Here is a 26710-nt window from a genome sequence, read left to right on the forward strand (position 1 = left end):
TGGCTTCGTGACCTCTTTGTCCGGCCGGGAAGCCGAAGTGCTCAGCCTGCTCAGCTCCGGGATGACGAACGCCGCCATCGCCGCCCGCCTGCACCTCTCCGTCCGGACGGTCGAGAGCCACGTCTCCTCGCTCCTGCGCAAACTGGGCGTGCCCGATCGGCGAGCCCTGGCCGGGCTCCACGCTCCCGGCGAGGTGGTCGGCCTCCCCATCCCCAGGACCCGCTTCATCGGCCGGACGGCGGAGCTGGAGCAGGCCCAGGCGGCACTCGCCGGCAGCCGGATGGTCACGCTGGTCGGCGCCGGGGGAGTGGGCAAGACCCGGCTGGCCGTCCATCTCGCCGCGAAGACGGCGACAGCGGGAGCCTTCGTGGACCTCGTCCCGGTCCGGGAGGGGTACGTCGTCCAGGCCGTCGCCGCCGCGCTCGGGGTGAGCGGCGCGCAACCGGGCCCGCTGTCCGACGCGGTCGTCGAGCGCCTGGCCTCCGACCGGGCGCTGCTCATCCTCGACACCTGCGAGCACCTGCTCGACTCGGCGGCGGCCCTGGCCGAGCAGGTGCTGGCCGCCTGCCCCCGGACCAGGATCATCGCCACCAGCCGGGAACGCCTCGGCATCGCCGGCGAGCTGCTGGTGCCCATCGGCCCGCTCCCGCTCGGCTCGGAGGCCGAGGAGCTCTTCCTCGACCGGGCAGGCGTCTCCGCACCCGAGGTCTGCGCCCGGCTCGACGGCCTCCCGCTGGCGCTCGAGCTCGCGGCCGCCCGGGTGCCGTCGCTGGGCGTGGACGGGCTGCTCGCCGGGCTCGACGACCGGTTACGGCTGCTGTCGGGCCGCCGCGACCCCGACGAGCGCCACCGCTCCCTCGGCGCGGTGATCGGCTGGAGCCACGACCTGCTCGACGAGCAGGAGCAGGCGCTGTTCCGCCGGCTCGGCGTCTTCCACGGCCGCTTCGACCTGGCCGCGGCCACGGCGGTCAGTGCGGGCGGCGAACGCGGCCAGGTGGCCGACGTTCTCGGCCGCCTGGTGGACAAGAGCCTGGTGGTACGGCAGGCCAACCGCTGGCGGCTGCTCGACACGATCCGCGCCTACGCCCTCGACCGGCTGGCGGAGTCCGGTGAGGAGGCGGAGACGCGACATCGCCACCTGGTGTGGGCCGAAGCCTTCGCCGAGCACCTCGAAAGCCGGCTCCGAGGCGACTGGCGGGAGGAGTTCGACGCCGCCGTGGACGACCTGCACGCCCATGCTCCGCACTCGCATCGGCTCGCCCGCTCGCTCGGCCATCTCGGCTTCGCCCGGGGCTACCTCGCCCAGGCGCAGGACCACTACGAGCTGGCGGCGGGCCGTACCCCCGACGCGGCGCAGGCCGCCCACGACCTGCGGGTGGCGGCCAGCATCGCGGCCCACGGGTCTGGAGAGGAGGCCGTACGGCTGCTGATCGCCTCGGCCGGCCGGGCGGTCGAGGGCAGCGCCCGGGCGATCGCGCTCGCGCAGGCGGTCGAGCTCTACCACCGGTCACCCGCGGCCTTCCAGGCCCCCGCGCCGGCCGAGGTCATCGGGAGCCTCCTCGATCAGGCCCGGACCGCGGGCGACCCCGGCTCCCTGCGGGTGGCGGCCCATCTCGCCCTGGCCGCGGCCTGGCCGAAGCCCGGTGAGGCCGATCTCGCCCTCGCCGGACACGCTGCCGCCGCGGCTCGCCGTACCGAAGACCCTGTCCTGATCTGCGCCGCGCTCGATGCGGTGGGCACCGCGCTCAAGAGCGCGGGCCGCTACCTCGACGCGGCCCGGGTGAGCCGCGAGCGGCTGGCGCTCGCGGAGCGGCTGGACCCCGATGATCCGATGGCCGCCCTTGAGCACGTCGAGGCACTCGGAGTCGCCTGCGACGACGCGGTGCTCGTCGGGGACCTGTCCCGGGCGCTCGAGCTGAGCTGGAACGAGGCCCGGACACCCACGTCCCGGGCCTGGCCGGTCGTGCCGCTGGCGCTCCTCGGGGAGTTCGACGCGGCACTCGAACAGGCCGAGGCGGCGTGGGAGAGCCAGCGCCGGTCGGGGCGGGTCAGCTCGGGGTGGCTGGGCCGCGCGGTCATCGCGGCCGCGTTCATCCAGGCCGTGCGTGGCGACAGGACCCGGGCCCGGCTCTGGCGGGGCAGGCTCGTGGAGATGTTCGGGGCCGAGAACCTGGTGCACATGCCGGCGCTGGCGTTCTTCGACGCCCGGCTGGCGGCCTTCTCCGGCGACTTCACCGACGCCCCCCGGCTGGTCGAGCGGGCTTTCGCCAGGTATGCGAGTGCCACGGCCATCCCCTACGCCAGGGCGGCGGGCGCCGAGCTCGCGGTGCTGGCGGGGCTGCCCACCGCGGCGGCCCTGGTCGAGCAGGCGGCCGAGACGGCCGAAGCCGCGGCCAACGACTGGGCCCGGGCCTGCCTCGCCCGGACCCGGCGCCGCATACCTGAGGCGATCGCGGGGTTCGAGAGGATCGGCTCCCGGTTCGAGCGGGCGTGCACGCTCCTGCTGGAGCCCTCACGAGAGCCGGAGGGGCACGCGGAGCTCGCCGCTCTCGGGGTCATCCCGCCCTTCGCCCGGGCCGCCGGGGGGTGAACGTCAGGGCGTTCCCTGATGGCGTCGAGTCGAAGATCGCCGATCCTGTCGGCACGGGCTCGATCAGGGGCCCGGCCGTCCGGTGATCCGGACGAACGCACCGGGAGGACCGAGTGAGACGGATCTCGATCGCGCTGGGCGTGATGGTGGCGACGGCCCTGGTCGGCCAGAGCGTCGTTCCCGCCCAGGCCATGGCTTCCACCGACGGCAGCGCACCCTTGTCGCTGGCCGAACCGACCGGCCCGTACCGGGTGGGCCGGACGACCCTGCATCTGAAGGACCCCGGCCGGGCCGACCCCTGGGTCCCGGCGAAGCGCCGGGAGCTGATGGTCTCGGTGTGGTACCCGACCTGGCTGCCGAGGGGCCGGACCGCCGCGTACACGAGCAGGAAGGAATCCGAACTGCTCGTCCGGCACTTCAACGCGGGCCTGCCGCCGGGCACCGGTCTGCCGCTGGACCTGCTGGCCACCGTCGAGACCCACGCCAAGGCCGACGCCCCGCCGCTGCCGGGCAGGGGCGCGCTCGCGCTGGTGGTGCTGTCACCCGGCTGGGAACTGCCCCGCAGCTCGCAGTCGGGGCTGGCGGAGGATCTCGCCAGCCGGGGTTACGTCGTGGCCGCGATCGACCACACCTACGAGTCGGTCGCCGTCGAGTTCCCCGACGGCCGGGTCACCGGCTGCGTGGCCTGCGCCCGGCTGGCGGCCTTACCGGAGGACCAGCACGAGAGGTTCTTCGAGAAGGTGACCGCCGGGCGGGCCGCCGATGTGTCCTTCGTGCTCGACCGGCTCACCGGATCCCGTCCCGCCTGGCGCGGCGGCCGCTCCATCGACCCCCGCCGCATCGCGATGGCCGGGCACTCGATCGGCGGTGCGAGCGCCCTGCCCGCCATGCTCGCCGACGCCCGGGTCAAGGCCGGGATCAACATGGACGGACGCCAGTCGCCCGCGCTCACCGTCCCGTTCGACCGGCCCTTCATGCTGCTGGGCGGGGAGCAGAGCGTCCCCGGCGGCGACATCGGGTGGGACCCGACCTGGGACCGGCTCACCGGCTGGAAGCGCTGGCTGAGCGTGCGAGGGATGGGCCACGAGTCCTTCTCCGACCTGGCCGTGCTCCTCGGTCAACTGGGGGCGCCCCTGCCCGGCCTCCCCGGGGACCGGTGCGTCCGGATCGTCACCGGCTACGTCGCCGGGTTCCTCGACCTGCACCTGCGAAAGATCCCGCAGCCCCTGCTCGACGGCCCGAGCGCCCGCTTCCCCGAGGTCGATTTCCACTCCGGACCGGGCCCGGGTACCGCTCCGAACGCCGGGTGAGGCCGCCGGCGTCGTGAGCGGTGCCGGTGCCTAACGCTCTCCCGGCGTGACCACACCGGATTCGTACGCCAGGACCACCGCCTGGACCCGGTCACGCAGCCCGAGCTTGGCCAGGATGCGCCCCACGTGGGTCTTGACCGTGGTCTCCGACAGGAACAGCCCGGCCCCGATCTCGGCGTTGGACGCGCCCCGGGCCAAGCTCAGGAAGACCTCGCGCTCCCGCTCGGTGAGCACCTCGAGCACGGCCTCCGGATCGGTGTCGGTCTTCGCGACGAGCCGCCCGATGAGCCGCCGGGTCGTGGCCGGCGCGATGATCGAGTCACCCCGATGCACGTGCCGGATCGCTGCGACGATCTCCTCTCCCGGCGCGTCCTTCAGCATGAACCCGCTCGCGCCGGCGCGCAGCGCGGCCAGGGCGTGCTCGTCGAGGTCGAAGGTGGTCAACACCAGCACCTTCGGCGGGTCGTCCAGCCGCTGGATCTCCCTGGTGGCCGTGACCCCGTCCATCCGGGGCATCCGGATGTCCATCACCACCACGTCGACGCGCCGCGACTCCAGCGCCTTCAGCGCCGCCAGGCCGTCTGCTGCCTCGGCCGCCACCTCGACATCCGGCTGGGAGCTGACGACCATCCTCAGGCCGTTGCGCAACAGCTCCTGGTCGTCGACGATCATGATCCTGATGATGAGAGACTCCTGGGCTCGTAGGGCACGGTGGCCGACAGCAGGAAGCCGGCGCCGGGACGGCTACGGGCCTCCAGGGTGCCTCCCACCATGCTGAGCCGTTCGCGCATCCCGGTCAGCCCGACGCCGGCCCCTTCGGCGGGCGGCCGGTCGCCGTCGTCGGTGATGGTGATGTGCAGCCCGTCCGGACGCCACGCCAGCGTCAGGTCCGCCTGGGCCGCCGCTCCCGCGTGCTTGATCACGTTGGTCAGCCCCTCCTGGACGACGCGATAGGCGGTCAGGTCGGCGGCGGGGCGCAGCGGCCGGGCGTCCCCGACCTCTTGGACGGCGACGTGCACGCCCGCGTTGCGCACCTGGTCGAGCAGGTCGGACAGGACCGCGAGGCCTGGTTGCGGGGCGGTGCCGCGCTCGGCGTGCAGGACGCCGAGGAGCCCGCGCATGTCGCGCAGGGCCTCGCGCCCGACCCCGGCGATGGTGGCGAACACCCCGGCGCCGGGCGCGTCCGGGTCGGAGAGCCGGCCGCCTTCCGCCTGGCTGACCATCACGGCGAGCGAGTGGGACACCACGTCGTGCATCTCGCGGCTGATGCGGTCGCGCTCGGCCCTCGTCGCCTCCATCCGCTCCCGGGCCCGGTCGGCCTCGGCCCGCTCGGCCTTCACCCTGAGTTCGGACAGGAACAGTCCCCGCATCCGGCTGAGGCGGCCCAGCGACCACAGGCACGCCATCACGGCGATCAGACCCACCGACAGCCCGAGCCGCCACGAGACCAGTTCGTACGAACCCGACGAGCCGCCCCAGGAGGCCGGATCCCACAGCCGCGCCAGGAGCAGGCCCACACCCGCCAGGGCGACGGCCAGGCAGAGCAGGCCACGCAGCAGATCGAGCCGGCCGGACGCCGTGTAGAGCAGCAGCCCGAAGACCAGCGTGCTCGGCAGCAGCACCGCCGGATAGTAGGCGCCGCCCGGGTCGTGCAGGGGCGGCAGCGCCACCAGCAGCAGCATGGCCGCGGCGGCCAGGCCGTACGCCGCCAGCGGGCGCAGCCGGCGCGGAACGACGCACGCATGGAGCACGAGCAGGCCGAGACCCGCCACCAGGCGGAGCGACAGCGGACTGTCCGAGGCCCGGAGCAGGCTCACCGAGATCAGGCCGAGCGGCACGGCGAGCAGGACGGCGAGCACGGCATCGGCGCTCAGCCGATGCCGGTCGAGGAAGGAGTCCATCGCGGCGCCGGAAGGGGACGGGGACTCTCGCACGCGCCCCATTATGGCCGGCGTGCCTGATCGGGGTGCCGGCGGCGATGGAGGTAGGCCAGCGCCGCCACCGCCAGGGCCGCCCCCCACAGCGGCCACAACATCTCCGGCAGCCAGGCGCCCAGCTCCTCGGCCGCCCCCACCGGGCCGACCTGCTCGCCGGTGAGCTTCTTGCGGACGTACATCAGCCCGGCGGAGCTGATGGGCAGGGCGAGGGCCAGCGCCGAGCAGGCCGGCAATCGAGGTGGGATCGGCCGCCCGCCCAGGAACGGCATCCAGCGCGGCCAGATCTCCCCCCACGGCCGGACCAGGCCGACGGTCAGGGCCGCGCCGAAGAGGCCGAGCAGGCTGAGACCGGCCCCGATCGGGGTGATCTCGGCGATGTGGGCCAGGAACCGGTCGCTGATGCCGACGGGCAGCCCGAGGAGCCAGCCGAAGCGGGTGACGGCGTAGACGACGGGGACGGCGACCGCGACCACGGTCGCCCACTGCCCGACCCGTAGCGCACCCGCGGCGCTGCCGGGCTGCCTCGGCCCTCCGGCCAGTGTGCGCGCCCCCAGGACCATCAGGCAGACACCGGCCGCCATGAGGATGAGCAGGTTGACGCTCGGCCACGTCAGCATGGTGGCGATCATCGAGAACTCGGCCTGGCCGACGAGCGCGGCGGCCAGCATCACCGGCAGGTAACCGGCGGTCATCATGATGCGGACGTCGGGCAGGAGCACCGCCAGGCCGGCCCCGGCCACGACGGCCGCGACGGCGGAGGCCCGGTTGAGCGAGCCTCTCGCGGCGAGCGCGGCGACGACGCCGGCCACCAGCGCCGACCCGGCCAGCGTGCTCCCGCCTACCGCCGCCGGAACCGGGTCTAGCAGGGTGCCGCCCGGGCCCGTACGGCCGGCGTCGAACGGATATCCGGGCCCTCCGAAGGCCCAGAGCAGCCCGAGGACGAGATACGTCACCGACCAGACGACGATGATCAGGACCGGCACGAACGCCCGGATGCTTCGCGGGGAAGAGGTGTTCACCCGGCCCAATCTGTCGCTGCGGGGGTGCCCCGCGCATCGTCTCGGGGGCGCGGCGGGCTCCTCCGCAGGTCGCGACGGCATCGTCCCTGAGGATGACCACCCAGGGTTTCCGGGAGGCATGCGGAGATCGCTCGACGCCGACAGCTGAACCCCTACCGCGCAGGGTCTTCGGGCGGGCAGGGTGACGCCATGGACCTTGGTTTCCGCGGTGAGGTGGCCGATCTCTACCACCAGTACCGGCGCGGCTACCCGCCGGCCGTCATCGGCTCGCTGGTGGAGTCCTTCGGTCTCACCGGGGACGACACCGTCGTCGACCTCGGCTGCGGGACCGGTCAACTGGCCCTGCCGATCGCCGCGAAGGTGCGGGCGGTCGTCGGCCTGGACCCCGAACCCGACATGCTGCTCCGTGCCCGGCGTGCCGCCGACGAGCAGGGTGTCGCGAACGTGAGCTGGATGATCGGCGCCGACACCGACCTGCCGGCCCTGGGCCGGCTGCTCGGGCGCGGGACCGTGGGCGCGGTGACCATCGGGCAGGCCCTGCACTGGATGGACCACGACACCCTGTTCCCCGCGCTGGCACCGCTGGTGCGGCCCGGCGGAGGCGTGGCCGTCCTGGCCAACGGGACGCCGCTCTGGCAGCAGGACACCGCCTGGTCACGGGCGCTGCGCGACTTCCTGGAGCAGTGGCGTGGCCGCAAGCTCACCCGCACCTGCGGCACCGACGAGGAGAGCCGGAGGCGGTACGGCGCTAGCCTGGCCGCCGCCGGGTTCGAGGTGCGCGAGACCGGGTTCGACTACACCGACGAGCTGGACCTCGGCCGGATCGTCGGCAGCGTCTACTCGGCCCTTGCCGTCGACGAGCTTCCCGCACCGGACCGCAGGGCCTCCTTCGCCGAGCAGGTCCGCGGTGCGCTGGAGCCGTACGCGCCGTTCACCGAGCACGTCCGCGTGGCGATACTGATCGGCCGGACAGGTTCGAGTTGACCTCAACCGCGGTTGAGGTCGCACGATGGCGGGCGGGGCTGCGCCCCGTCCACCACGATCACTACACGGGACCCTCATGGAGCTTGAGATCTACGCCGATGTGCTGTGCCCCTGGTGCTACATCGGCAAGAGACGCCTGGCGGCCGCGATGGCCCGGGCTGCCGGCCGTACCAGCATGGAGATCATCTGGCGCGCCTACGAGCTCGCGCCGGACGAGGGCCGGACGCCCGGCCAGACCGCCGCGGAGGCCCTGGCCGGCTGGTGGGGCGAGCGGGCGCCCGCCCGCGTCGCCCTGATCCGGTCACTGGGCGCGGCCGAGGGCCTGGAGCTGAACTTGCACCTGGCCCGCCCGGTGAACACCTTCGACGCGCACCGGCTGGTCAAGCTCGCCGCCGAGCACGGCCGGGCCGACGAGATGATGGAGCTGCTGCTGCACGCCTACCACACCGAGGGGCAGAACGTGGCCGACCCGCGGGTCCTGCAACGCCTCGGCGGCGAGGCCGGGCTGGACGCCGGGCGGGTGCGCAGCGTGCTGGACGGCGACGACTACGCCGGCGAGGTGCGTGACGACCGGCGCCGCGCCGCCGAGCACGGCGTCACCGGTGTGCCCAGCCTCGTGCTCGACGGCCGGCCGCCGGTCTCCGGAGTCCAGCCCGTCGCCGATCTGCTCGCGCTCCTGGCGGACGGCCCGGCCGCTCACCCGGTGCCCGGCTCTTGACCCTCACGTCGCGTCAGGCGGCATAGTCGGTGCCGTGGAGGAGCACTGGACCGTGGGACGCGTGGCCCGGCTGGCCGGCGTGAGCGTCCGCACACTGCATCACTATGACGCGATCGGGCTCGTGCGTCCTTCGGCGCGGACCGCGGCCGGGTACCGGGCCTACTCGGCGGGCGACGTGGAGCGGCTGCGGGAAGTGCTGGCCTACCGGCGGCTGGGCTTCGGCCTGCGCGAGGTCGCGGACCTGGTCGGCGACTCCACCACCGGCGCCGTCGCGCACCTGCGCCGGCTGCGCGGCCTGTTGCTGGAGCGGCGGGATCGCGCTGACGCCATGGTGGCGGCCATCGACCGGGAGATCGAGGCACGGGCGAAGGGGCTGACGGTGACACCGGAGGAGCAACTGGAGATGCTCGGCGCCCGGCTGTACGACGCGATCGGCGGCGCCTACACCGCGACACGGCGTACCGATCCGCGGATCGCGGCGCAGATCTGGGACGCGCTCGGGGACGCACGGACGGTGCTGAACGTCGGGGCCGGAACCGGCTCCTACGAGCCTGCCGATCGCCGGGTGACCGCGGTGGAGCCCTCGGCGGTCATGCGGGGCCAGCGGCCGGCCGGCTCGGCGCCGTGCGTGGCCGCCACCGCGGAGCGCCTGCCGTTCGAGGACCGGTCCTTCGACGCCGCGATGGCCGTCTCCACCGTTCACCACTGGGGGGACCCGCTAGCGGGGCTGCGCGAGATGCGCCGCGTGGCCCGCCGCGTGGTGGTGCTGACCTTCGACACCGACGAGCCCGGCTGGCAGGACCGGTTCTGGCTCACCCGCGACTACCTGCCCGAGTTCGCCACCGTCCTCGCGGAGTTCCCCTCGCTGGCGGGGATGACCGACGCGATCGGCGCCAGTGCTCAGCCGGTGCCCATCCCGTGGAACTGCGCCGACGGCCTGTTCGAGGCGTACTGGCGCCGGCCGGGGGCGTATCTGGAGAATCATGTCCGCCGGGCGATGTCGGTGTGGACGAAGGTGGGGCCGGAGGCCGAGCGGCGGGCGGTGCGAAGCCTCGGCGACGACCTCCGGTCCGGCCGGTGGGCCGAGCGCAACCGCGACCTCGCCGACCTCGACACGGCGGACCTCGGTCTCCGCCTGCTCGTCGCCTGAACGGACGGCGAGCCCAGGGGCTTCGGGGGAGCCTGTATCGTGGACGAGTTCCAGTTCCTTCTGCGTCGATCTTGAGGTGACGTCCTATCAACCAGACCAGGTAGCCGTCCGCGTTCCCCGCGTGCTGTGTTGTCGCACGTGTCCGGGGGCGGACGTCGCGCTGGCCTGAGTTGCGTCACCCTTCCCGCAGTTTCCTTTACCGGGTGCAGCTCTGCCGTCTGCCCCGGTGCGGCTGTCGGCAGGGCTCCCCGATCGATCTGGATCAGGAGTTCCCCGTCGTGCCTCACTACACCACTGATGAGTCCCCCGGACTGTCCAAGATGGGCTTGACCGCCTGGATCGCCCTCTTGGTGCTGCTGGGCGCCGAGCTGATGGACATGATCGACCAGTCGGTCGTCCTGACCGCCCTGCCCGCGATCCAGGAGTCGACCGGCGCCGGACCGGCCGCCGTACAGTGGCTGACCACCGGCTACTCGCTGCCCGTCGCCGTCGGCCTGATCACCGGCGGCCGCCTCGGCGACCTGTACGGCCGGCGCAGGATCCTCCTCATCGGCACCGCCGTGTTCACCACGGCCTCGCTGCTGTGCGGCCTGGCCGCCGGGCCGGGCCTGCTGATCGCTGCCCGCGGGGTGCAGGGCGTGGGAGTGGCCCTGATGATCCCGCAGATCCTGGCCACCCTCCATGTCACCTTCGAGGGGCAGAACCGCAGCAAGGTGTTCGGTCTGTACGGAGCCGTCATGTCCCTCGCCAACGTCCTGGGCCCGGTGATGGGCGGCCTGCTGACCGAAGCCGACCTGTTCGGGCTGTCGTGGCGGCCGATCTTCCTGGTCAACGTGCCCGTCGGCCTCGCCGTGATCCTGCTGGGACGCCGGTTCATCCCCGAGTCGACCGTCCAGAGGGCCGACCGGCTCGACCTGACCGGCATGCTGCTGTCCGCGCCGGCCATCGTCCTGATCGTCTTCCCGCTCGCCGAGGGACACCTCCGTCACTGGCCGCTGTGGTGCTTCGCCCTGCTCGCCGCGGGACTCCTCCTCCTCGGCGGCTTCCTGCGCCACCAGTGGCGCAAGCAGGGCGACGCCCCGCTCGTCACCCTGTCCCTCTTCCGGAGCCGGCAGTTCTCCGGCGGCATGGCCGCGCAGCTGACGCACGGCCTGCTGTGCGGGCTCTTCTTCATGACCTGGACGCTCTACCTCCAGCGCGGGCTGGGCCTGAGCCCCTTCCACGCGGCCCTGGCCTTCGTGCTGCTCTCCCTGGGGGAGCTGGCCGGCGCGTCGCTCGCGGCCAAGAGCGCCGGGCGCTTCGCCCGCAGCCTTCCGCAGGCCGGCGTCCTCATCACGCTCGCCGCGATGGCCGCCTACGGGCTCCAGGCCGACGCGAGCCAGGCCGGCCTGACCCTGCCGGCGATGGCCGCCCCGGTGGTGCTGATCGGGTTCGGCCTCGGCATGGTCAGCGGCCCGCTCGCCGACCTGACGCTGGCCCGAGTCCCGGAGGCGGACGCCGGGTCGGCCTCGGGCCTGTTCAACACCGTCATGCACCTGGGCATCGCCGTCGGTACCGCCCTGACCGCCCTGACGTTCTTCGCCACCACCGGCGGCTCACCCGACGCCGCGCTCAACCGCGACGCGTTTCTCACCGTGCTGTGGTGGGCCGGCAGCCTCCTCGCCGTCATGTGGGCCCTGCTGTTCTGCCTGCCCAAGCGCGGGTACGGCAGGCGCCGCGACGCCCGATGAGAACCGGCTCAAGGGGAGGTCGGCTCCGCCAGGCCCGGCACCTGGTCCATGAAGGCGATGGCCCGGCGGAGCAGCGGCACGGTGACCGAACCGGATCCCACCATCGCTATGTGCAACGCCTCCAGCACCTGATCCCGGCCGACGCCTTCCTGCGCGCACTGTTCCAGGTGGTAGTAGACGCACTCCTCACAATCCTTGGTCACCGAGATGACCAGGCCCATCAACTCCTTGACCCCCTTCGACAGGGCCCCGGGCTCGTAGGCGGCGCCGTCCAACGCGAAAAACGACTCCACGACCGGACCTGTGGCACGCAGCGCGTCGTTGCCCTTGGCCCGGGAATGGCGAAACTCGTCTGGAGCAGGAACGTTCGTCATGAGCTCACGCTATCGGTGACGACTTCTCGCCCCGGCTGCGGGATTCGGTCGTGACAGTCGGGATGATTCCGGCGATCCGTGGACCCTGTATTCGGCGTCCGGCCTTCTGGCGGGTGCCTTGCCGACACGGCCTTCGCTCTTGTGGGCCGCCCGCGCTCCATCCGGGAGCCGGTCCGGTTCAGTGCTGGAGGGTCGCGAGCCAGTCGATCAGCAGGCGGTTGACCTCGTCGGGGCGCTCCTGCTGGATCCAGTGCCCGCAGCCGTCCAGCAGGTGGGAGGCAGACAGACCGGGGAGGGTGGCGGGAAAGGCGTCGATGGCGTCGGACATCCAGGTGGTGGAGGCGTCCAGGGCGCCGCCGATGAACAGGGACGGCTGCTTGATCGGGGCTCCGCGGTGCGGGGCGAGGTCTTCCCAGTCCCGGTCCATGTTGCGGTAGCGGTTGAGCGCGCCGACGACCCCGGTGCGCTCGAACTCCCCGGCATAGACGTCGAGGTCGTCCTCGCTCAACCAGGCCGGGCGGACGCCCGTGGGAAAGCGGTCGCGCAGCCGGCCGCCGCCGCGGGCGACGAAGTGCGGGTCGGGCTCGTCCTGGGCGGGTATGGTGTCGCCGGACAGGGCCGCGTAGAAGCCCCCGAGCCAGCCCCGGACGTCGGGCTCGATCTCCGCCTCGGCGCGCCCGGGCTGCTGGAAGTAGGAGACGTAGAACTCCTGCTCGGGGCCGCCGACGTGGCCGAAGACGTCGGTGGGGCGAGGGCCACCGGGCGGTGCGTAGGGGACGCTCAGCAGGGCGACGGCGCGAAAGACCTCGGGGTGGAGCAGCGCGGAGGCGGAGGCGATGGTGGAGCCCCAGTCGTGGCCGACGACCACCGCGTTCCGCTCGCCGAGGGCGCGCACGACGGCGACGTTGTCCGCCACCAGGTCGAGCATCCGGTAGGCGTCGGTGGCCTGCGGTTTGGAGGAGCGGCCGTAGCCGCGCACGTCGATCGCCACCGCCCGGTAGCCGGCGGCGGCGAGGGCCGGGAACTGGCGGCGCCAGGAGTACCAGGACTCCGGGAAGCCGTGCACGAGCAGGATCAGCGGGCCGGTGCCCTGCTCGACCAGGTGCAGGCGCCCGGCCGGGCCCTCGACGGTGCGGTGGCGGAGCTCGGCGGTCGGCTCGGGCTGCATCGGCTGTGGGGGCTGCATGGGCTTGTCCTCGGTTCGCGGGCGGACGCGGCTACCCCTCGATCATGCGGCGGGACACCCGCCCGGAGCGATTCGCCTTGCCATTCTGGCAAGCTTGCAGGACAGGGCGATGGAGCGGCACGGCAGAGGGGTGGGAAGGTGGCGGTCGACGATGTGGACGGCACACTGGCCGCGATGGGGCCCCGATTGCGGGCCGCGCGCGAGCACCACGGCGCGACGCTCGCCGGTGTCAGTTGCGCGACCGGCATCTCGGTCAGCACGCTGTCCCGGATCGAGACCGGCCGGCGCAAGCCCACCCTGGAGGTGCTGCTGCACCTGTCGAAGGAGTACGGCGTCTCCCTGGACGAGCTGGCCGGCACCGTCCCCGCGGCCGGGCCGCGTGCCACGGCGCCGCTGAGCTTCGGGGATGACAAGGTCGTGCTGCCGTTGACCCGGTACGTCGGCGGCCTGCACGCCCACAAGCACGTCCTGCCCGCTCTCGGGGATCCGCCCGCCCGGCCCCGCCAGGTCTCCCACGAGGGCTATGAATGGCTCTGCGTCCTGTACGGGCGGCTGTGGCTCGCGCTCGGCGACCGAGACCTCGTCCTGACGGCCGGGGACGTCGCCGCGTTCGACACCCGCACCCCGCACGGGGTGACGAACGCCGGATCCGGCGGCCCGGTCGAGTACCTGATCATGTTCGGACCCCAGGGCGAGCGGCTACGGCTGCGCACCCCTCCGGCCGTAGCCCCCGTGAACCGCGGGCCGGGCCGTCCCCGGTGACGTCTTCCACCGCATCCGCGACCCCCGACTTCGGAACCCCTCGTCTAGGCCTCGGACCGCAGGCCGCGTAGCAGCAGGTCGATCAGGCGGCGAGGGTCGTAGTCGGGGTCGTCGTCGCGACCGATGCAGAGGTTGCCGATGCCCCGCATCAGCTCGTACGGCCGGGCGCCGGGTCTGATCTCGCCCGCCTCGACCGCGGCGTCGAGCAGCCGGGCGGTGACGGGCAGAAGCCGGTCGAGGAAGTGGGCGTGCAGGGTGGCGAAGCCGGCGCTGTCCGACTGCAGGGCGTCGGCCAGGCCGTGCTTGGTGACCAGGAAGTCGACGAACAGATCGACCCATTGCCGCAGCGCGGCCAGAGGGCTGCCGGCGCTGGCCAGGAGCGCGGGTCCGGCCTCGACGCAGGCTTCGATCTGGTGGTGGTAGACGGCGGTGACGAGGTCGGCCCGAGTGGGGAAGTGGCGGTAGATGGTGGCCAGACCGACGCCCGCCCGCGCCGCGATCTGGCGGATCGGTGCGTTGACGCCCGAGGTCGTGAACACTTCGGCAGCGGCGGAGAGCAACGCCTGCTGGTTGCGGATCGCGTCGGTGCGCTTGCTCCGGGCCCCCGTCTTCCCGCCGGGTTCCTGGCTGGCCATCAGACTCCTCGTGACGGAATTGACAAAGCGGATCGCTGTTCCGCATATTAAAGGGAACAACGTTCCGTTTCAGTCTAGCGAACGTCCCGAGCCTCCCGACAGCCGAAAGGGATCACCTCGTGATCACATCCCGTACGCTCGACCGACCCGTTGCCGTGCTGTCGTACAGCCCGGTGGTGCTCCCGGTGCCCGGCCGTCCCATAGACCTTCACCTGCGGGTGTCGGTTCCCCAGGCGGGTGCCGAACTCCCGGTGATCTTGCTGTCGCACGGGCACGGGCCGTCCAACAACCTGTCCTCGCTGAACGGCTACGCGCCCCTGGCGAGCCTGTGGGCGCAGCTCGGATTCGCGGTCGTGCAGCCGACGCACCTGAGCTCCCGGACGCTGAGCTCCGTTCTCGAGGGCGAGCCAGGCGGGCCGTTCTTCCTGCGGTCGCGTCCCGAGGACATGACGCGCATCCTCGACGCGCTGGAGGAGATCGAGAAGACCGTGCCGGGGCTCGCCGGCCGGCTCGACCACGACCGGGTCGCGGTCGCCGGGCACTCGCTCGGCGGCTTCTCCGCCGGCCAGCTCCTCGGCGTCCGGCTCACCGACGACCCCGGCTCCGACGTCCGCGACCCGCGGATCAAAGCCGGAGTGCTGCTGGCCGCACCGGGCCGGGGCGGCGACGTCCTCAACGGGCCCGCCGCCCACCTGGTCGCCGACTTCCACAGCGTCGACTTCTCCACCATGACCGCGCCCACGCTCGTCGTCACCGGCGACAAGGACGACCCCGCGCACTTCACCGACATGGGCCCGGCCTGGCACGCCGACCCCTACCACCTCGCCCCCTCGCCCAAGACCCTGCTCACGCTGTACGGCGCCGAGCACGGGCTGGGCGGGATCGCCGGCTACGATGCCGCCGAGACCACCGACGAGAACCCCGCCACGGTCACCGCCCTGGCCCGGCTCACCGCGGCCTACCTGCGCAGCGAGCTCTACCCCGACGACAACGCCTGGGAGGCCGCGCAAGCGGAGCTGACCACCGGACCAGATGCGGTCGAGCGGGTCGAGGCCAAGTGAGGCAGAGACGGGCGCCTGGGCCTGTGGCGGCCCGGGCGCCCCTCCCTGCCTCCCCGGTGGGACCGGCTGGCGCACCTACCCGACCCGTTGCGGGCCACGACGGCGCCTGATCGTCGAGATCACGCCGGGGCCGCACTCCTGAAGGGTTTCGACGGAGCCGCGCCTCCGCGGCTCACCAGTTGGCCGGCACGCCGGGCACGCCCGCGGGCAGCGGGTGGCCGGGCGGCCGGATGATGTAGACGATGCCGCCGCTGCTGGAACTGCGCTGCCAGACGTTCTCGAAGTCGGCGCGGGGATAGACACGGCGCGCATCGTCGTTCGTCGGCGAGTTGGCCGGGTCGTTGACGATCACGTCGCCGGTCGCGGTGAACCCGATGACGACGAAGATGTGGCCGTTGGTCCCGTAGCCGGCTCCGGGCAGCTCGCCCTTCTTGAACGACTGCGACGTGATCACGGGGATGCCGGCCTTGACGAACTTCTCCAGCTCGGTCAGCGACCGCAGCCGCGTGACGAAGCCGTCGAGCCCGTAGCGGCCCGCGTAGGCGGTGTTGAACGGCCAGTTCCCCGCACCCTGGTAGGCGTGGTCATAGACGTACCTGGCGGCGTAGTCGACCTCGGGGCTGGGATCGGCGGGATCCACCCAGGCCGTGTCGGCCGCGCTGGGCCACTTGCCCCAGAAGCCGAGCACCATGGTGGTGGACGTCGGGCTGCACCAGGCCTGGCCGCCTCCGTCCCACTCGGGGTAGTGGCCCTGGTGGATGCTCTGCGAGCGGCGCGGCACGTTCAGCTCGACGCCCCACGCCTCGCCGCCCGGGCTCACCGGCACGGACTTGCGCTCGGGGACCGCCGAGGCCATCGCGCCCAGGGTGCGGACCGTGGGCCCGCCGGTGGCGCCCGGCTTGCGGTAGAGCGTCGCCCGCAACTGGTAGGAGTCGATCGGCTTGCCCGCGGCGGCCACGAACGTGTCGACGGAGACCGTGCCGTCGGCGTCGCCCTGCCCCGGCACCGAGGTCCGCTGGATGTCGGACTCGCCGTAGGCCCAGCGGCCCATGACGTACCACTTGGTGTCGGGCGCGGTGCCTCGCATCTCGATCTGGATCCAAGTGCCCGCCGGGGTGTCGGCGGTCCAGGAGGCGATCAGTTCGGTGGCTCCGAAGCCGATCTGCCTGTCCTGGCCGGTCCACTGGGAGTACTCCCAGGTGGCTCCGCCGTACTCGATGGTGCCCGCCGGTTGTCCGAAACTCAGCCCGGCGCCCAGATCGGCGCGCTGGTAGACGACCTTGGACTGGGCTGGTGGTGGTTTCTGCTCCGCTACGGCGGCGCTCGCGGGGAACGCGGCCAGGATCGCGGTCGATAACAGCACAAAGAGCTTGCGCATTCGGCTCACCTCGCCCGGAATCTACGGGCGCGGTGCCGGCGGGCGCATCGGATGAGTTACGTATACCGAGCTGGTCTTTCGGCTTGAACAGCGGTTCGGCGGGTAACTCGCCCGGCTGGTGGCTAGTCCCGCACGTGCAGGCCGAAACCCTTGCGGCCCGGCGCTTCCAGGCCCTCCTTCAACCGCAGCGACGGGATCTCGTAGTCACCGAAGTTCTGGCGCCGGAACGCGATCGGCTCGGTGGATTCCAGCGACAGCAGCCGCTCCTCCCAGGCCTTCGCGGCGTCGTCGAAGTCGCCGCGCGACATCTTGTCGGTGCCGTACAGCACGAACGGCGGCAGCACCTCCATGCCCGGGTAGTAGAGGATCCCGTGGTGGATCGGGAACAGCAGGTCCTCGATCGGGCCGTTGATCCCGCGATCGGTGTAATGGGACTCCCGGCCCCCGATGGTCACCGACAGCATCGCCCGCCGTCCCTGCAGCGTGCCCTCACCGAAGCGCTCGCCGTACCGGGTCTCGTCGTGCACCCCGACGCCGTAGGCGAAGTGGAAGGCGAACACCCGGTCCACCCAGCCTTTGAGGATCGCCGGCATCGTGTACCACCACATCGGGAACTGGAAGATCACCGTGTCGGCCCACAGCAGCTTCTCCTGCTCGGCCGCCACATCGGGCGTGAGCGCGCCGGCGTCGTACGCGCCGGCCGAGCTCGCTATCACCCGCAGCGGGCTCGTGGCGTGCTCGCCGAAGTCCGCCGCGTCCACCACGGCCTTCCAGTTCATCGCGTACAGGTCGCTCACCAGCACCTCGTGCCCGGCGGCTTCGAGCGTGGACACGGCGAGGTCCTTCAGCGAGCCGTTCAGCGAGTGCGGCTCGGGGTGGGCGTGGACGATGAGCGTCTTCATGGCTGTTCCCTTCACGAAGGTGTCGCCACTGATGCTCGGGCGTCGCGGCCTCGTTGTTCAGGGGCGCTTCTTCCCGTGGACGGGACTTCCTGGTATCGGCAGGGCCACCTTCACGCGCGTCGCCGCGGCCATACTGGAGGCATGGACGATCTGGCGAGTTTCCTGCGCACCCGGCGTTCGCGGGTCGACCCGTCGGTCGTCGGCATCCGCACCGACAGCCGCCGCCGGGTCGAAGGACTGCGCCGCGAAGAGGTGGCGCACCTGTCCGGGGTCAGCGTCGACTACTACGTGCGCCTGGAGCAGGGCCGTGCCACCCAGCCCTCCGAACAGGTCCTCGACGCGCTCGCCCGCGTCCTCGGCCTGGACGAGACCGAACGCGGGCATCTGTACCGGCTCGCGCGGCAGCGCCGCCGCCGCGCGAAGTCGCCCAGCGGGCGTCTGCGGCCGGAACTGCTGCGCGTCCTCGACCTGGTCACCGACGCGCCCGCTCTGATCATGGACCACCGGATGGACGTGGCCGCCGGGAACCGCCTCGCCGGGCTGCTCTACGGCCGGGAGCTGCCGGGCCTGAACACCGCCCGGCACATCTTCCTGGAGGAGGCCGAGCGCGGCCTGTACGCGGACTGGGACAGATGCACCCTCGACGTGGTCGGGCACCTGCGCCTGGCCGCCGGCAAGTATCCCGACGACCCGCGCCTGGCCTCGCTCATCGGTGAGCTCGCGATGGGCAGCGACCGCTTCCGCCGCCTCTGGGCCCGAGCGGACGTCCGCGCCCGCACCCATGGACGTAAGGCTTACCGCCATCCGCTGGTGGGACTGCTGGAGCTGCACCAGGAGAACTTCGCGCTGCCGGATGACTCGGGCATGGAGTTGCTGGTGCTTTCGGCGGCGCCCGGGAGCCCCGCTGAGGATGGGCTGCGCCTGCTGAGCGCGTTCAGTGGGGGCTCGAAGAATATGACGCTAGATGGGAATCCTGGATGGAGCCAGCTAGGCGGACGTCAGTCATAGGCGGAATGCTTTGGACGGCTCTCGGAGTCGGTTACAACCTTGTCCTGGGGTTCGCCGCATATTTTCCCATCGATTTCACCTACTGGCTTGTCTCTGGTCCACCTCCCGGTAATCATCGCGACACCCTGCCGTTGTTTGTTGCTATCACGGTCTTGTCCTGGGTGGTGGTCCTGGCTCTCGCGGTCGCTCCGAATATCCCGCTTGCGCGGAGATCTTTTCTTCCTGGCAGTGTCTATGGAGTCATCGCTGCGCTGCTGGTTCTCGTGATCCCGACAGGGAAAATGATGCCGATCGTCAGGGTGGTGGGCTTCTGAGGAGAATTCCTTAGGGGAGCTCATGCCACCATCGCGCAGAACGGCGACCTCGCCGGATTCGGACTGCTGCGAGAGGTCGAGGCCGGATACCGCGTCTGCGGTATCGCGGTGGGTGAAAGCAGCGGGTTACTGTGCCGGTGTGAAGACGTTCGCCCTGGTGTGCGGCTTGACGGTGCTGGTGGTGAGCACCGGGGTGATCGCGTACGGCAACCAGCCGGAGGCCAGGCCGATCGACGTGCTCGGCTACACCCTGCTGGTGGCGATGTGCGCGAGCCTGCTGTGGCTGCGCGCGCGGCCGGAGCCGGCGCTGGCCGGGAGCCTCGGGGCGACGGGCCTCTACTTCGTCCAGGGGTACGCCTACTCGCTCTGGCCCGCTGCGGCGCTGCTTGCCGTACACGTCACGATCTCGTCCGGGCGGCGTCTGGCCGGGTGGACCGGGGTGGGGATCCTCGTCGGCGTGCCCGCTGTCGCGGTGCTCCTCGAGCCGGAGGTGGACAACGCGGTCGCGCTGTTCGTCTGGGTGTTGCTCGTGCTCGTCGTCGCCCAGCCCGCGGAGGTGTCGCGGGCGCGCAGGGAGTACGTGACGGCGGTGGAGCAGCGGGCGGCCGAGGCGGAGCGGACCCGCGAGGAGGAGGCGCTGCGGCGGGCGCAGGAGGAACGGCTGAAGGTGGCCAGGGAACTGCACGACGTCACGTCGCACACGGTGTCGGTGATCGCCCTGCACGCGGCCGTCGCCGCCGAGGCGGTGGAGCGGGCCGGCGGGCCGCCGGAGGCGCGGGAGGCGCTGCAGGTCATCCGGACGGCCAGCCGGGAGGCGCTGGCCGAGATGAAGGCGGTCCTCGGCGTCCTGCGCCCGCCCCCTACCGAGCCCCAGACCGAGCCTCAGCCCGATACACCGACCACCCGGCTCCCGCCCGGCCCGGGGCACCCGCTCGTCACCCGGCCACTGCCCGGTTCCGGAGAGCTGCCCGACCTGCTCGCCACCGCCACGCTGCCCGTCTCGCTCGACGTGCGGGGCGAGCCGCGCCCCCTGCCGCCGGCCGTGGACCTGACCGTCTACCGGGTCGTGCAGGAGGCACTCACCAACACGATGCGCCACGCCGCCGCGACCAGCGCCTCGGTCCGCCTCGACTACGCCGACGCCAGCGTGACCGTGCAGGTGGACGACGACGGTGCGGGCGGCAGCTCACCGCCCGGGCACGGCCTGACCGGCATGGCCGAGCGGGTGAACGCGGTCGGGGGCAGGCTCAGCACCGGTACGCGCCCCGGCGGCGGCTTCCGGGTGACCGCCCGGCTCCCGGTCGGGGAGGAGCACGCTTGATCAAGGTCCTGCTGGCCGACGACCAGCCGCTGGTCCGGGCCGGGCTGCGCGCGTTGCTGGACACCGAGCCGGACCTCGGCGTGATCGGCGAGGCGTCGGACGGGGCGGAGGCGGTACGGCTGGCCGCCGAGCTGGAGCCGGACGTGGTGCTCATGGACATCCGCATGCCCCGGCTGGACGGCTTGGAGGCGGCCAGGCGCCTGGCGGGCAGCCCGGTCAAGGTGGTCGTGGTGACCACCTTCGACCTGGACGAGTACGTCTACGCGGCGTTGCGGGCGGGCGCCAGCGGGTTCGTGGTCAAGGACGCCGAGCCGGCCGAGATCCGGCACGCGGTGCGGGTGGCCGCCCGCGGCGACGCGCTGCTGTCGCCCGCCGTGACCCGGCGGCTGATCGAGCGCTTCGCCGCCCAGGAGCGGCCCGAGCTGGACGACCGCCGCCTCGGGCCGTTGACCGTCCGCGAACGGGAGGTGCTCGCCGGGGTGGCGCGGGGGCTGAGCAACACGCAACTGGCCGAGCGGCTGTTCATGAGCCCGGCGACGGTGAAGACGCATGTCAACCGCATGATGACCAAGCTCGGCGTGCACGATCGGGCCCAGCTCGTGGTGCTCGGCTACGAGACCGGCCTGGTCCGCCCGGGCGAGCCCGCCTGACCGCACATGCGCCCGCGGCAAGGCGGAGGCCGGCTTGCCACGCTCGCGGTACGGCGGCGCCCGGCTGGTCCGGCCTGCCGCGCTCGCGGTACGGCGGTGCCCGCGCTGGGTGGACGCCTGCTCCGGGGCGCCGTTCCTAGCGTCGGCGGCATGACTCGATTCCTCCTGCGGCACCGATGGCCGGTGGTGCTGGCCTGGGTGGCCCTGGCCGCGGCGCTGGTCGCCGGCGCCACCGCCCGCCCCGGACCGGCCGACGACGACTTCGCCCCGCCCGCCTCCGAGAGCCGGCGAGCCGCCGAGCTGCTGGGCGGCCCACCGCCCGAACCGCCGGGCACGCTGGTGGTAGCCGGTGCCGACCCGGAGCGGGTACGGCAGGCGCTCGGCGAGCTGACCACCCGCCTGTCGGCCATCGAAAGCGTGCGCGTCGCGCCGGGACCGACCAGCCAGGACGGCACGGTGGCGACGGCGTCCCTCGGCTACCCCGACCCCGCCACCGCCCTCCGCATCAAGGAGACGGACCTGTCCACGCCCGGCGCCGACGCCGACCTGGCCGGAAGCGACTTCGCCGACTTCACGCCCGGCGGTGTGACCGAGGGCGTGGGCCTGCTCGCCGCGGCGGCGATCCTCCTGCTCGCCTTCCGCTCGCTGATCGCGATGGCGCTGCCGCTCGTGGTCGGCGTCGTCGGCGTGATCTGCGGGGTCTCGCTCCTGTCCCTCCTGCAGAACCTCGTCCCGGCGCCGAGCTTCGCCGGCTACCTGACGATCATGCTCGGCCTCGGCGTGGGCATCGACTACGCCCTGCTCGTGGTCACCCGCTTCCGCACCTCGCTCCACGACGGGCTGGAGGTCGAACCGGCGATCGCCACGGCCATGCGGACGGCGGGGCGCTCGGTGCTGTACGCCGGCCTCACGGTGATCCTGACCGGCGCGGGGATCCTCTTCCTCGGCCCGGAGCAGGGCGGGGGCATCGCGCTGGCGGCGGGGTGCGGGGTGCTCATGGTGATGCTGGCCGCGCTGACCCTCCTGCCCGCGCTGCTGCGGCTCGTCGGCAACCGGATCGACCGCTTCGGGCTGCCGCGGCGCGAGAGCCGTACCCCGCTGGCGGCGAGGTGGAGCGCGGCGGTGCAGCGGCGGCCCTGGGGGTTCGGGCTGATCGCCCTCGGGGTGCTGACGGTGATGGCGCTTCCCGCACTCGACCTGCGCGTCGGCTGGTCGGACGCGAGCAACCGGCCGGTCACCGACACCACGCGCCGGGCGCACGACACCCTGGCCCGCGCCTTCGGTCCGGGCGCGGAGGCGCCGCTCGTCCTGGTGGCCGCAGGCGGCAGCCGTACCCCGCGAAGCAGCGGTGAGGGGTGCGCGGCGGAACTGGTGGCGGCCTGCCGGTGGGCCGAGCGTACGCCGGGGGTGGCGCGGGTGACGGCGGCGGGGGAGCGGGCCGCGCTGGTGATCCCCGCGACCGGGGCCCAGGACGTCAGGACCACCGAGCTCCTGCACCGGCTGCGGGCGGAGCTGCCCGAGAACGTCCTGGTCACCGGCTCGACCGCAGCCGCGCAGGACTACGCCGAGCACGTCAGGCAGCGCCTGCCGTGGACGGTCGGCGCGGTGCTGCTGGCCTCCTTCGTGCTGCTGACGTTCGTGTTCCGCAGCGTGGTGGTCCCGCTGAAGGCCGTCGCCGTCAACCTGCTGTCCGTCGGCGCCGCCTACGGCGTGATCGTCGCCTGCTTCCAGTGGCCCCCCGACCGGGGCGGGCCGATCGACGCGTGGGTGCCGACGATGCTCTTCGTGATCACCTTCGGCCTGTCGATGGACTACGAGGTCTTCCTGCTCTCCCGGATCAGGGAGGCCTACCTGCGCACCGGCGACAACAGCCACGCGGTGCGCGAGGGGCTGGCCGCGACGGCCAGGGTGATCTCGGCCGCGGCGGCCATCATGGTGTGCGTGTTCGCCGCGTTCGGGGCTTTCGACGACCGGGCGTTGCGGATCATGGGGGTGGGGCTGGCCGCCGCGGTGCTGGTGGACGCGACGATCGTGCGGCTGGTGCTGGTGCCCGCGGCGATGCAGGTGCTCGGCGAGCGCAACTGGTGGTTCCCGGCCCGCCTCAGCCCCCGGCGGCTCCGTACGTCGAGACGCGTACGACGGTCGCAACCGCGGGCCGACGACGGGCCGGGCCCCGGCTTTCTAGCGTGACCCGGCGCTCGGGGTGCCGCGCGTGGTCGCGCACGACCTGCGGCTAACCCGTTCCTGACGCTGCTCACCGTGGGGCGGCGGTCCACGGCGTACTGCTCGCCGTGACCCATCAGCTCCTCTGGGACGCCTCGTTCGGCGGCACGCTCGCCGGTGCGCTGCCGCTGGCCGCCGAGGGCCTGCTGCCTGCGCGGGTTCGGACGGCTGCTGGCCAAGCTCGGGGCGCGCGACCGGACGCAGCTCGTCGTGCTGGCCTACGAGACGGGCCTGATCACACCCGGCGCGCGGCCAGGGGGATGGCCTTCAGCGGCCGATGCCGTCCAGGTCGGCCACGTCCTCCGCCGAGAGGGAGAGCCCGGCTCCGGCGATGTTCTCCCTCAGATGGGCCGTCGACGAGGTGCCGGGGATGAGCAGGATGTTCGGCGAGCGCTGCAACAGCCAGGCCAACGCCACCGACATCGGCGTCGCCCCAAGCCGGGCCGCGACCCCCGAGAGCGCATCCGACTGCAGCGGCGTGAAGCCCCCCAGCGGGAAGAACGGCACGTAGGCGATGCCATCGGCGGCGAGCCTGCCGATGAGGTCGTCGTCGTGGCGGTGGGCGAGGTTGTACAGGTTCTGCACGCAGACGATCGGGGCGATACGGCGGGCCTCGATGACCTGCTCGGCGGTGACGTTGCTGACCCCGAGATGACGGATCAGGCCCTCGCGCTGGAGTTCCACGAGCGTCTCGAACGCCTCGGCGAGCGAACCGGGCTTGGGGCCTTCGGCATCGCCCATGCGCAGGTTGACCAGGTCGAGCGTCTCCACCCCGAGGGACTGGAGGTTCTCGTAGACCTGCTTGCGCAGCTCGTCGGGCCGCCGGGCCGTGGGCCAGCCGCCTTGCGCGTCCCGGTTCGCCCCGACCTTGGTGGCGATGAGCAACGACTCCGGGTAGGGGTGCAGCGCCTCACGGATCAGCTCGTTGGTGAAGCGCGGTCCGTAGGCGTCGCTGGTGTCGATGTGCGTGATGCCGGCCGCGACGGCCTCGCGCAACACCGCCAGGGCGCCGTCGTGGTCAGCGGGAGGGCCCATGACCCAGGGGCCGGCGAGCTGCATCGCGCCGTAACCGAACCGGGTGACCGTCGCGTTACCCAGGGTCCAGGTGCCGCCGGGCAGGGATGTTGCTGGCGCGTTCATCGTCGTGCCTTTCGCTTATCGTCGTGGGTGGCGTCTTGAGCCTTCCTGGACGAGTATTGGAGAGTTACTTCCCGTGGAGAAGTAGGCACTTTGAAGTGCGTAACTCTCCCGCAGACGAAAGCGAGATCAGTGAAGCCAGCGAAGGCTGCCCAGGTGGCCCAGGCCAAGACGGAGTACAACGCGTTCCTGGCGGCCTGCCCCAGCCGCCAACTCCTCGACCGGATCTCGGACAAGTGGGTCGTGCTGATCCTGTGCGCGCTCGGCGGCGACACAGCAGACAAGTCCGACCAGCCTGGTGCGTCGCCCGCCCCGCGAGCGATGCGCTACTCCGAGCTCTCCCGCCTGCTGGTCGGCGTCAGCCAGAAGATGCTGACCCAGACGCTACGAGCCCTCGAACGCGACGGCCTCCTCACCCGCACCGTGACGCCGACCATTCCCGTCACCGTCACCTACGAGCTGACCGACCTCGGCCTCTCCCTCCACCACCTGACCCGCGACCTCAGGCACTGGGCGCAGAACCGCATGGACGAGGTCTTCGCCAACCGCGAGCAGCACGACGCCCGCCCTTCATGACCGGCGGCGGCACCGTTCAGGCCACGAGATGAGCAGGTACGACTCGAAATCCGTGCCCCGGCCTTTCGCGTGGACGCGGACGCGGTAATGGCCGGGACCCCGCCAGGCGAGATTGGACAGGTCGGTGAGGTCTCCGTCGAGCCCGAACACGTGCAGGCTCCCATGGGTGGACTCGACGGAGAGCTCGACCACTTCCTCCCACGCGTCGAGAGCAGGGGGAGGGGCTTCGTCGACGAGCTCCACCGTCACCTCCACAGGCCCCATCGAGATGCCCGTGCGAATGGTCGCGCCGTCGGCCTCGGCTGCCGCTGCCAAACCGTTGAGAAAGCTGCCGGGGTGGCTCGGCGGCGGATCTTCGAGGCCCCGCAGAACGAGCTGATGGTACGACACCCACACGGTGTCGTGGGACAACGGCATCTCGTCCTTCATGGAGTGGACCTTACGCGGGGCTGACCTCCCCGGCCGGTTCGTTTCCCAGCCCGCCTAGTCGCGGCCGCTGCCGCGGTAGAGGTCGAGTTCGCCGTCGAGTTCCAGCGCGATCACCGTGGCGTGCGGGTCGATCGTGTGGGCGGGGGGCGCGTCGATCCACAGGATGCCGGGCACCCCGTTGAGCTCGCCGGTGATCGTGTGCCCGAGCTCGGCGTCGGCGCCCACGACCCGGGCACGCAGGACGGTGTTGCGCAGCCCGCGCACGGCCACCGTGTCGCGGGGCGGGTCGAAGCAGATCAGGTACAGGGTTCGGCGGTCGGCGGACAGGGTGCTCGGGCCGTAGTGGTGGCCCGCGGGCAACCCGGCGGCCGTGCCGTACACCGCCTCCGCGTGCCGTTCGATCCAGGCGCCGAGGCCCTTCAGGCGGTCGGCCTGTTCGGGGAGGATGCGGCCGTCGGCGGTGGGGCCGACGTCGAGCAGGAGGTTGCCGCCCGCGCCGATGGTCTCGGTGAAGTAGCGGACGAGGTGGCCCACGGGCTTGTGGTTGGTGTCGCCGGGGCGGAAGCCCCAGTTGTCGTTGACGGTCAGGCACAGCTCCCACGGGCCGTCGGGCGGCGTGATGGGGACGCCCTGTTCGGGTGTCGCGTAGTCGCCGCGCGAGAGCATGCGCGCGTTGAGCACGGTCTGCGGTCGTACGGCGAGGATGCGGTCGGCGAGGCCGTCGATGCCCCACTGCTCCTCCGAGCGTTCCCACTCGCCGTCGAACCACAGCAGGTCGGGACGGTACCGCTCGACGAGCTCGTCGACCTGGCCGTCGCGGTAGGCGAGGTAGCGGGCCCACGCGGCCGGGTCCTCCTGCCCGTCCGGGGGAGTGACGTAGGGGCTCGGGTGGGCCTGCGGGCCGCGGACGCTGGGGTAGTCGGGGTGGTTCCAGTCCGAGTGCGAGTAGTACAGGCCGACCTTCAGCCCGCGCTCGCGCAGCGCGTCGGCGAAGGGGCCGATCAGGTCGCGGGCCGCTGGGGTTTTGGTGACGTTCAGCGTGCCGTACGCGCTGTCCCACAGGGCGAAGCCGTCGTGGTGCCGGGTGGTGAGCACGGCGTACCGGGCTCCGGCCTGGGCGAACAGCTCCGCCCAGGCCGCGGGGTCGTAGGCCTCTGCGGTGAATCCGTCGAGCTGGGCGAGGTAGTCCTCGCGGGAGATGTCGCCGTAGTAGAACGACCAGGACTCGGCCACGCCCTCGACGGAGTAGAGGCCGTAGTGGATGAAGATGCCGAGCTTGGCGTCGGGGAACCAGGGCTGCATGGGCATGGGGGGAT

The 26710-nt window shown here is 72.3% G+C and carries 24 protein-coding genes and 1 pseudogene; 14 read left to right on the forward strand and 11 right to left on the reverse strand.

Features of this window, described 5'->3' with window-relative positions:
• The first annotated feature begins 7 nt into the window (after positions 1-7).
• The gene (locus tag ACIBG7_RS34940) at positions 8-2590 is read left to right on the forward strand and encodes an ATP-binding protein (RefSeq protein WP_397338987.1); all 2583 of its coding nucleotides are present in this window, start codon (positions 8-10) and stop codon (positions 2588-2590) included.
• 113 nt (positions 2591-2703) lie between these two features.
• Positions 2704-3900 (forward strand): alpha/beta hydrolase family protein, encoded by a 1197-nt coding sequence (locus ACIBG7_RS34945; RefSeq protein ID WP_397338988.1) that lies wholly within the window; start codon positions 2704-2706, stop codon positions 3898-3900.
• A gap of 30 nt (positions 3901-3930) precedes the next feature.
• On the opposite strand, the gene ACIBG7_RS34950 is transcribed toward ACIBG7_RS34945, so the two are convergent.
• The 3 genes from ACIBG7_RS34950 to ACIBG7_RS34960 are packed head-to-tail and all read right to left on the reverse strand — an operon-like array spanning position 3931 to position 6856.
• A complete protein-coding gene (locus ACIBG7_RS34950; protein ID WP_397338989.1) occupies positions 3931-4572 on the reverse strand; it encodes a response regulator in 642 nt (213 codons plus the stop codon).
• Entirely contained in the window at positions 4569-5834 is a 1266-nt protein-coding gene (locus tag ACIBG7_RS34955; protein ID WP_397338990.1) for a sensor histidine kinase, read from the reverse strand. Before ACIBG7_RS34955 ends, ACIBG7_RS34950 begins: the two co-directional genes overlap by 4 nt.
• An 8-nt stretch (positions 5835-5842) precedes the next feature.
• Complete coding sequence (locus ACIBG7_RS34960) at positions 5843-6856, reverse strand: hypothetical protein (protein WP_397338991.1); 1014 nt, start codon at positions 6854-6856, stop codon at positions 5843-5845.
• Positions 6857-7045: 189 nt separating this feature from the next.
• Between ACIBG7_RS34960 and ACIBG7_RS34965 the strand changes: the two genes are divergently transcribed.
• The 4 genes from ACIBG7_RS34965 (at position 7046) to ACIBG7_RS34980 (ending at position 11438) form a co-directional block, all read left to right on the forward strand.
• Complete coding sequence (locus tag ACIBG7_RS34965) at positions 7046-7840, forward strand: class I SAM-dependent methyltransferase (protein ID WP_397338992.1); 795 nt, start codon at positions 7046-7048, stop codon at positions 7838-7840.
• A 76-nt stretch (positions 7841-7916) separates the two neighbouring features.
• Positions 7917-8558 (forward strand): DsbA family oxidoreductase, encoded by a 642-nt coding sequence (locus ACIBG7_RS34970; RefSeq protein ID WP_397338993.1) that lies wholly within the window; start codon positions 7917-7919, stop codon positions 8556-8558.
• Between the two features lie 34 nt (positions 8559-8592).
• The gene (locus ACIBG7_RS34975) at positions 8593-9708 is read left to right on the forward strand and encodes a MerR family DNA-binding transcriptional regulator (RefSeq protein WP_397338994.1); all 1116 of its coding nucleotides are present in this window, start codon (positions 8593-8595) and stop codon (positions 9706-9708) included.
• A 278-nt stretch (positions 9709-9986) separates the two neighbouring features.
• Complete coding sequence (locus ACIBG7_RS34980; protein WP_397338995.1) at positions 9987-11438, forward strand: MFS transporter; 1452 nt, start codon at positions 9987-9989, stop codon at positions 11436-11438.
• Between the two features lie 8 nt (positions 11439-11446).
• On the opposite strand, the gene ACIBG7_RS34985 is transcribed toward ACIBG7_RS34980, so the two are convergent.
• Both ACIBG7_RS34985 and ACIBG7_RS34990 read right to left on the reverse strand, forming a co-directional pair.
• Positions 11447-11812, reverse strand: coding sequence for a carboxymuconolactone decarboxylase family protein (locus tag ACIBG7_RS34985; RefSeq protein WP_397338996.1), 366 nt, complete (start codon positions 11810-11812; stop codon positions 11447-11449).
• Positions 11813-11990: 178 nt separating this feature from the next.
• Positions 11991-12998, reverse strand: coding sequence for an alpha/beta fold hydrolase (locus tag ACIBG7_RS34990; protein WP_397338997.1), 1008 nt, complete (start codon positions 12996-12998; stop codon positions 11991-11993).
• 138 nt (positions 12999-13136) lie between these two features.
• Here ACIBG7_RS34990 and ACIBG7_RS34995 point away from each other — a divergent pair, with 138 nt between their 5' ends.
• Complete coding sequence (locus ACIBG7_RS34995) at positions 13137-13760, forward strand: helix-turn-helix domain-containing protein (RefSeq protein ID WP_397338998.1); 624 nt, start codon at positions 13137-13139, stop codon at positions 13758-13760.
• Between the two features lie 44 nt (positions 13761-13804).
• On the opposite strand, the gene ACIBG7_RS35000 is transcribed toward ACIBG7_RS34995, so the two are convergent.
• Positions 13805-14395 carry a TetR/AcrR family transcriptional regulator gene (locus ACIBG7_RS35000; RefSeq protein WP_397338999.1) on the reverse strand — a complete coding sequence of 197 codons (591 nt, stop codon included), beginning with the start codon at positions 14393-14395 and terminating at the stop codon, positions 13805-13807.
• Between the two features lie 119 nt (positions 14396-14514).
• On the opposite strand from ACIBG7_RS35000, the gene ACIBG7_RS35005 reads away from it, so the two are divergent.
• Positions 14515-15456 carry an alpha/beta hydrolase family protein gene (locus ACIBG7_RS35005; protein WP_397339000.1) on the forward strand — a complete coding sequence of 314 codons (942 nt, stop codon included), beginning with the start codon at positions 14515-14517 and terminating at the stop codon, positions 15454-15456.
• Positions 15457-15628: 172 nt separating this feature from the next.
• On the opposite strand, the gene ACIBG7_RS35010 is transcribed toward ACIBG7_RS35005, so the two are convergent.
• A complete protein-coding gene (locus ACIBG7_RS35010) occupies positions 15629-16834 on the reverse strand; it encodes a C39 family peptidase (RefSeq protein ID WP_397339001.1) in 1206 nt (401 codons plus the stop codon).
• Positions 16835-16956: 122 nt separating this feature from the next.
• Complete coding sequence (locus ACIBG7_RS35015) at positions 16957-17736, reverse strand: NAD(P)H-dependent oxidoreductase (protein WP_357926195.1); 780 nt, start codon at positions 17734-17736, stop codon at positions 16957-16959.
• Between the two features lie 141 nt (positions 17737-17877).
• Here ACIBG7_RS35015 and ACIBG7_RS35020 point away from each other — a divergent pair, with 141 nt between their 5' ends.
• From ACIBG7_RS35020 to ACIBG7_RS35040, 5 genes and pseudogenes are all read left to right on the forward strand, one after another.
• Positions 17878-18744: a helix-turn-helix transcriptional regulator gene (locus tag ACIBG7_RS35020; protein ID WP_397339002.1), complete on the forward strand. Its 867-nt coding sequence runs from the start codon at positions 17878-17880 to the stop codon at positions 18742-18744.
• A gap of 453 nt (positions 18745-19197) precedes the next feature.
• Positions 19198-20379 (forward strand): sensor histidine kinase, encoded by a 1182-nt coding sequence (locus ACIBG7_RS35025; RefSeq protein ID WP_397339003.1) that lies wholly within the window; start codon positions 19198-19200, stop codon positions 20377-20379.
• Positions 20376-21029 carry a response regulator gene (locus tag ACIBG7_RS35030; RefSeq protein WP_397339004.1) on the forward strand — a complete coding sequence of 218 codons (654 nt, stop codon included), beginning with the start codon at positions 20376-20378 and terminating at the stop codon, positions 21027-21029. Before ACIBG7_RS35025 ends, ACIBG7_RS35030 begins: the two co-directional genes overlap by 4 nt.
• 150 nt (positions 21030-21179) lie before the next feature.
• Positions 21180-23219 (forward strand): MMPL family transporter, encoded by a 2040-nt coding sequence (locus tag ACIBG7_RS35035; protein WP_397339005.1) that lies wholly within the window; start codon positions 21180-21182, stop codon positions 23217-23219.
• Positions 23220-23414: 195 nt separating this feature from the next.
• A pseudogene (locus tag ACIBG7_RS35040) lies at positions 23415-23504 on the forward strand (DNA-binding response regulator); the annotation flags it as partial.
• A 15-nt stretch (positions 23505-23519) separates the two neighbouring features.
• Here ACIBG7_RS35040 and ACIBG7_RS35045 read toward each other — a convergent pair.
• On the reverse strand, positions 23520-24392 hold the full coding sequence (locus ACIBG7_RS35045) for an aldo/keto reductase family oxidoreductase (RefSeq protein ID WP_397339006.1): 873 nt from the start codon (positions 24390-24392) through the stop codon (positions 23520-23522).
• A 129-nt stretch (positions 24393-24521) separates the two neighbouring features.
• Here ACIBG7_RS35045 and ACIBG7_RS35050 point away from each other — a divergent pair, with 129 nt between their 5' ends.
• Complete coding sequence (locus ACIBG7_RS35050; RefSeq protein WP_397339007.1) at positions 24522-24965, forward strand: winged helix-turn-helix transcriptional regulator; 444 nt, start codon at positions 24522-24524, stop codon at positions 24963-24965.
• On the opposite strand, the gene ACIBG7_RS35055 is transcribed toward ACIBG7_RS35050, so the two are convergent.
• Positions 24960-25394 carry a hypothetical protein gene (locus tag ACIBG7_RS35055; RefSeq protein ID WP_397339008.1) on the reverse strand — a complete coding sequence of 145 codons (435 nt, stop codon included), beginning with the start codon at positions 25392-25394 and terminating at the stop codon, positions 24960-24962. The genes ACIBG7_RS35050 and ACIBG7_RS35055 overlap by 6 nt on opposite strands.
• Before the next feature lie 54 nt (positions 25395-25448).
• On the reverse strand, positions 25449-26702 hold the full coding sequence (locus ACIBG7_RS35060) for an alpha-L-fucosidase (RefSeq protein WP_397339009.1): 1254 nt from the start codon (positions 26700-26702) through the stop codon (positions 25449-25451).
• Between the last annotated feature and the right edge of the window lie 8 nt (positions 26703-26710).

This window comes from Nonomuraea sp. NPDC050328, assembly GCF_044459405.1.
GTDB lineage: Bacteria > Actinomycetota > Actinomycetes > Streptosporangiales > Streptosporangiaceae > Nonomuraea.

Excerpts from the sequence above, each read along its gene's own strand:
- ACIBG7_RS34950 (WP_397338989.1), bottom strand. The coding sequence starts at position 4,572 with ATGATCGTCGACGACCAGGAGCTGTTGCGCAACGGCCTGAGGATGGTC.
- ACIBG7_RS34965 (WP_397338992.1), top strand. The coding sequence starts at position 7,046 with ATGGACCTTGGTTTCCGCGGTGAGGTGGCCGATCTCTACCACCAGTAC.
- ACIBG7_RS34970 (WP_397338993.1), top strand. The coding sequence starts at position 7,917 with ATGGAGCTTGAGATCTACGCCGATGTGCTGTGCCCCTGGTGCTACATC.
- ACIBG7_RS34985 (WP_397338996.1), bottom strand. The coding sequence starts at position 11,812 with ATGACGAACGTTCCTGCTCCAGACGAGTTTCGCCATTCCCGGGCCAAG.
- ACIBG7_RS34990 (WP_397338997.1), bottom strand. The coding sequence starts at position 12,998 with ATGCAGCCCCCACAGCCGATGCAGCCCGAGCCGACCGCCGAGCTCCGC.
- ACIBG7_RS35000 (WP_397338999.1), bottom strand. The coding sequence starts at position 14,395 with ATGGCCAGCCAGGAACCCGGCGGGAAGACGGGGGCCCGGAGCAAGCGC.
- ACIBG7_RS35010 (WP_397339001.1), bottom strand. The coding sequence starts at position 16,834 with ATGCGCAAGCTCTTTGTGCTGTTATCGACCGCGATCCTGGCCGCGTTC.
- ACIBG7_RS35015 (WP_357926195.1), bottom strand. The coding sequence starts at position 17,736 with ATGAAGACGCTCATCGTCCACGCCCACCCCGAGCCGCACTCGCTGAAC.
- ACIBG7_RS35020 (WP_397339002.1), top strand. The coding sequence starts at position 17,878 with ATGGACGATCTGGCGAGTTTCCTGCGCACCCGGCGTTCGCGGGTCGAC.
- ACIBG7_RS35035 (WP_397339005.1), top strand. The coding sequence starts at position 21,180 with ATGACTCGATTCCTCCTGCGGCACCGATGGCCGGTGGTGCTGGCCTGG.
- ACIBG7_RS35045 (WP_397339006.1), bottom strand. The coding sequence starts at position 24,392 with ATGAACGCGCCAGCAACATCCCTGCCCGGCGGCACCTGGACCCTGGGT.
- ACIBG7_RS35055 (WP_397339008.1), bottom strand. The coding sequence starts at position 25,394 with ATGAAGGACGAGATGCCGTTGTCCCACGACACCGTGTGGGTGTCGTAC.
- ACIBG7_RS35060 (WP_397339009.1), bottom strand. The coding sequence starts at position 26,702 with ATGCCCATGCAGCCCTGGTTCCCCGACGCCAAGCTCGGCATCTTCATC.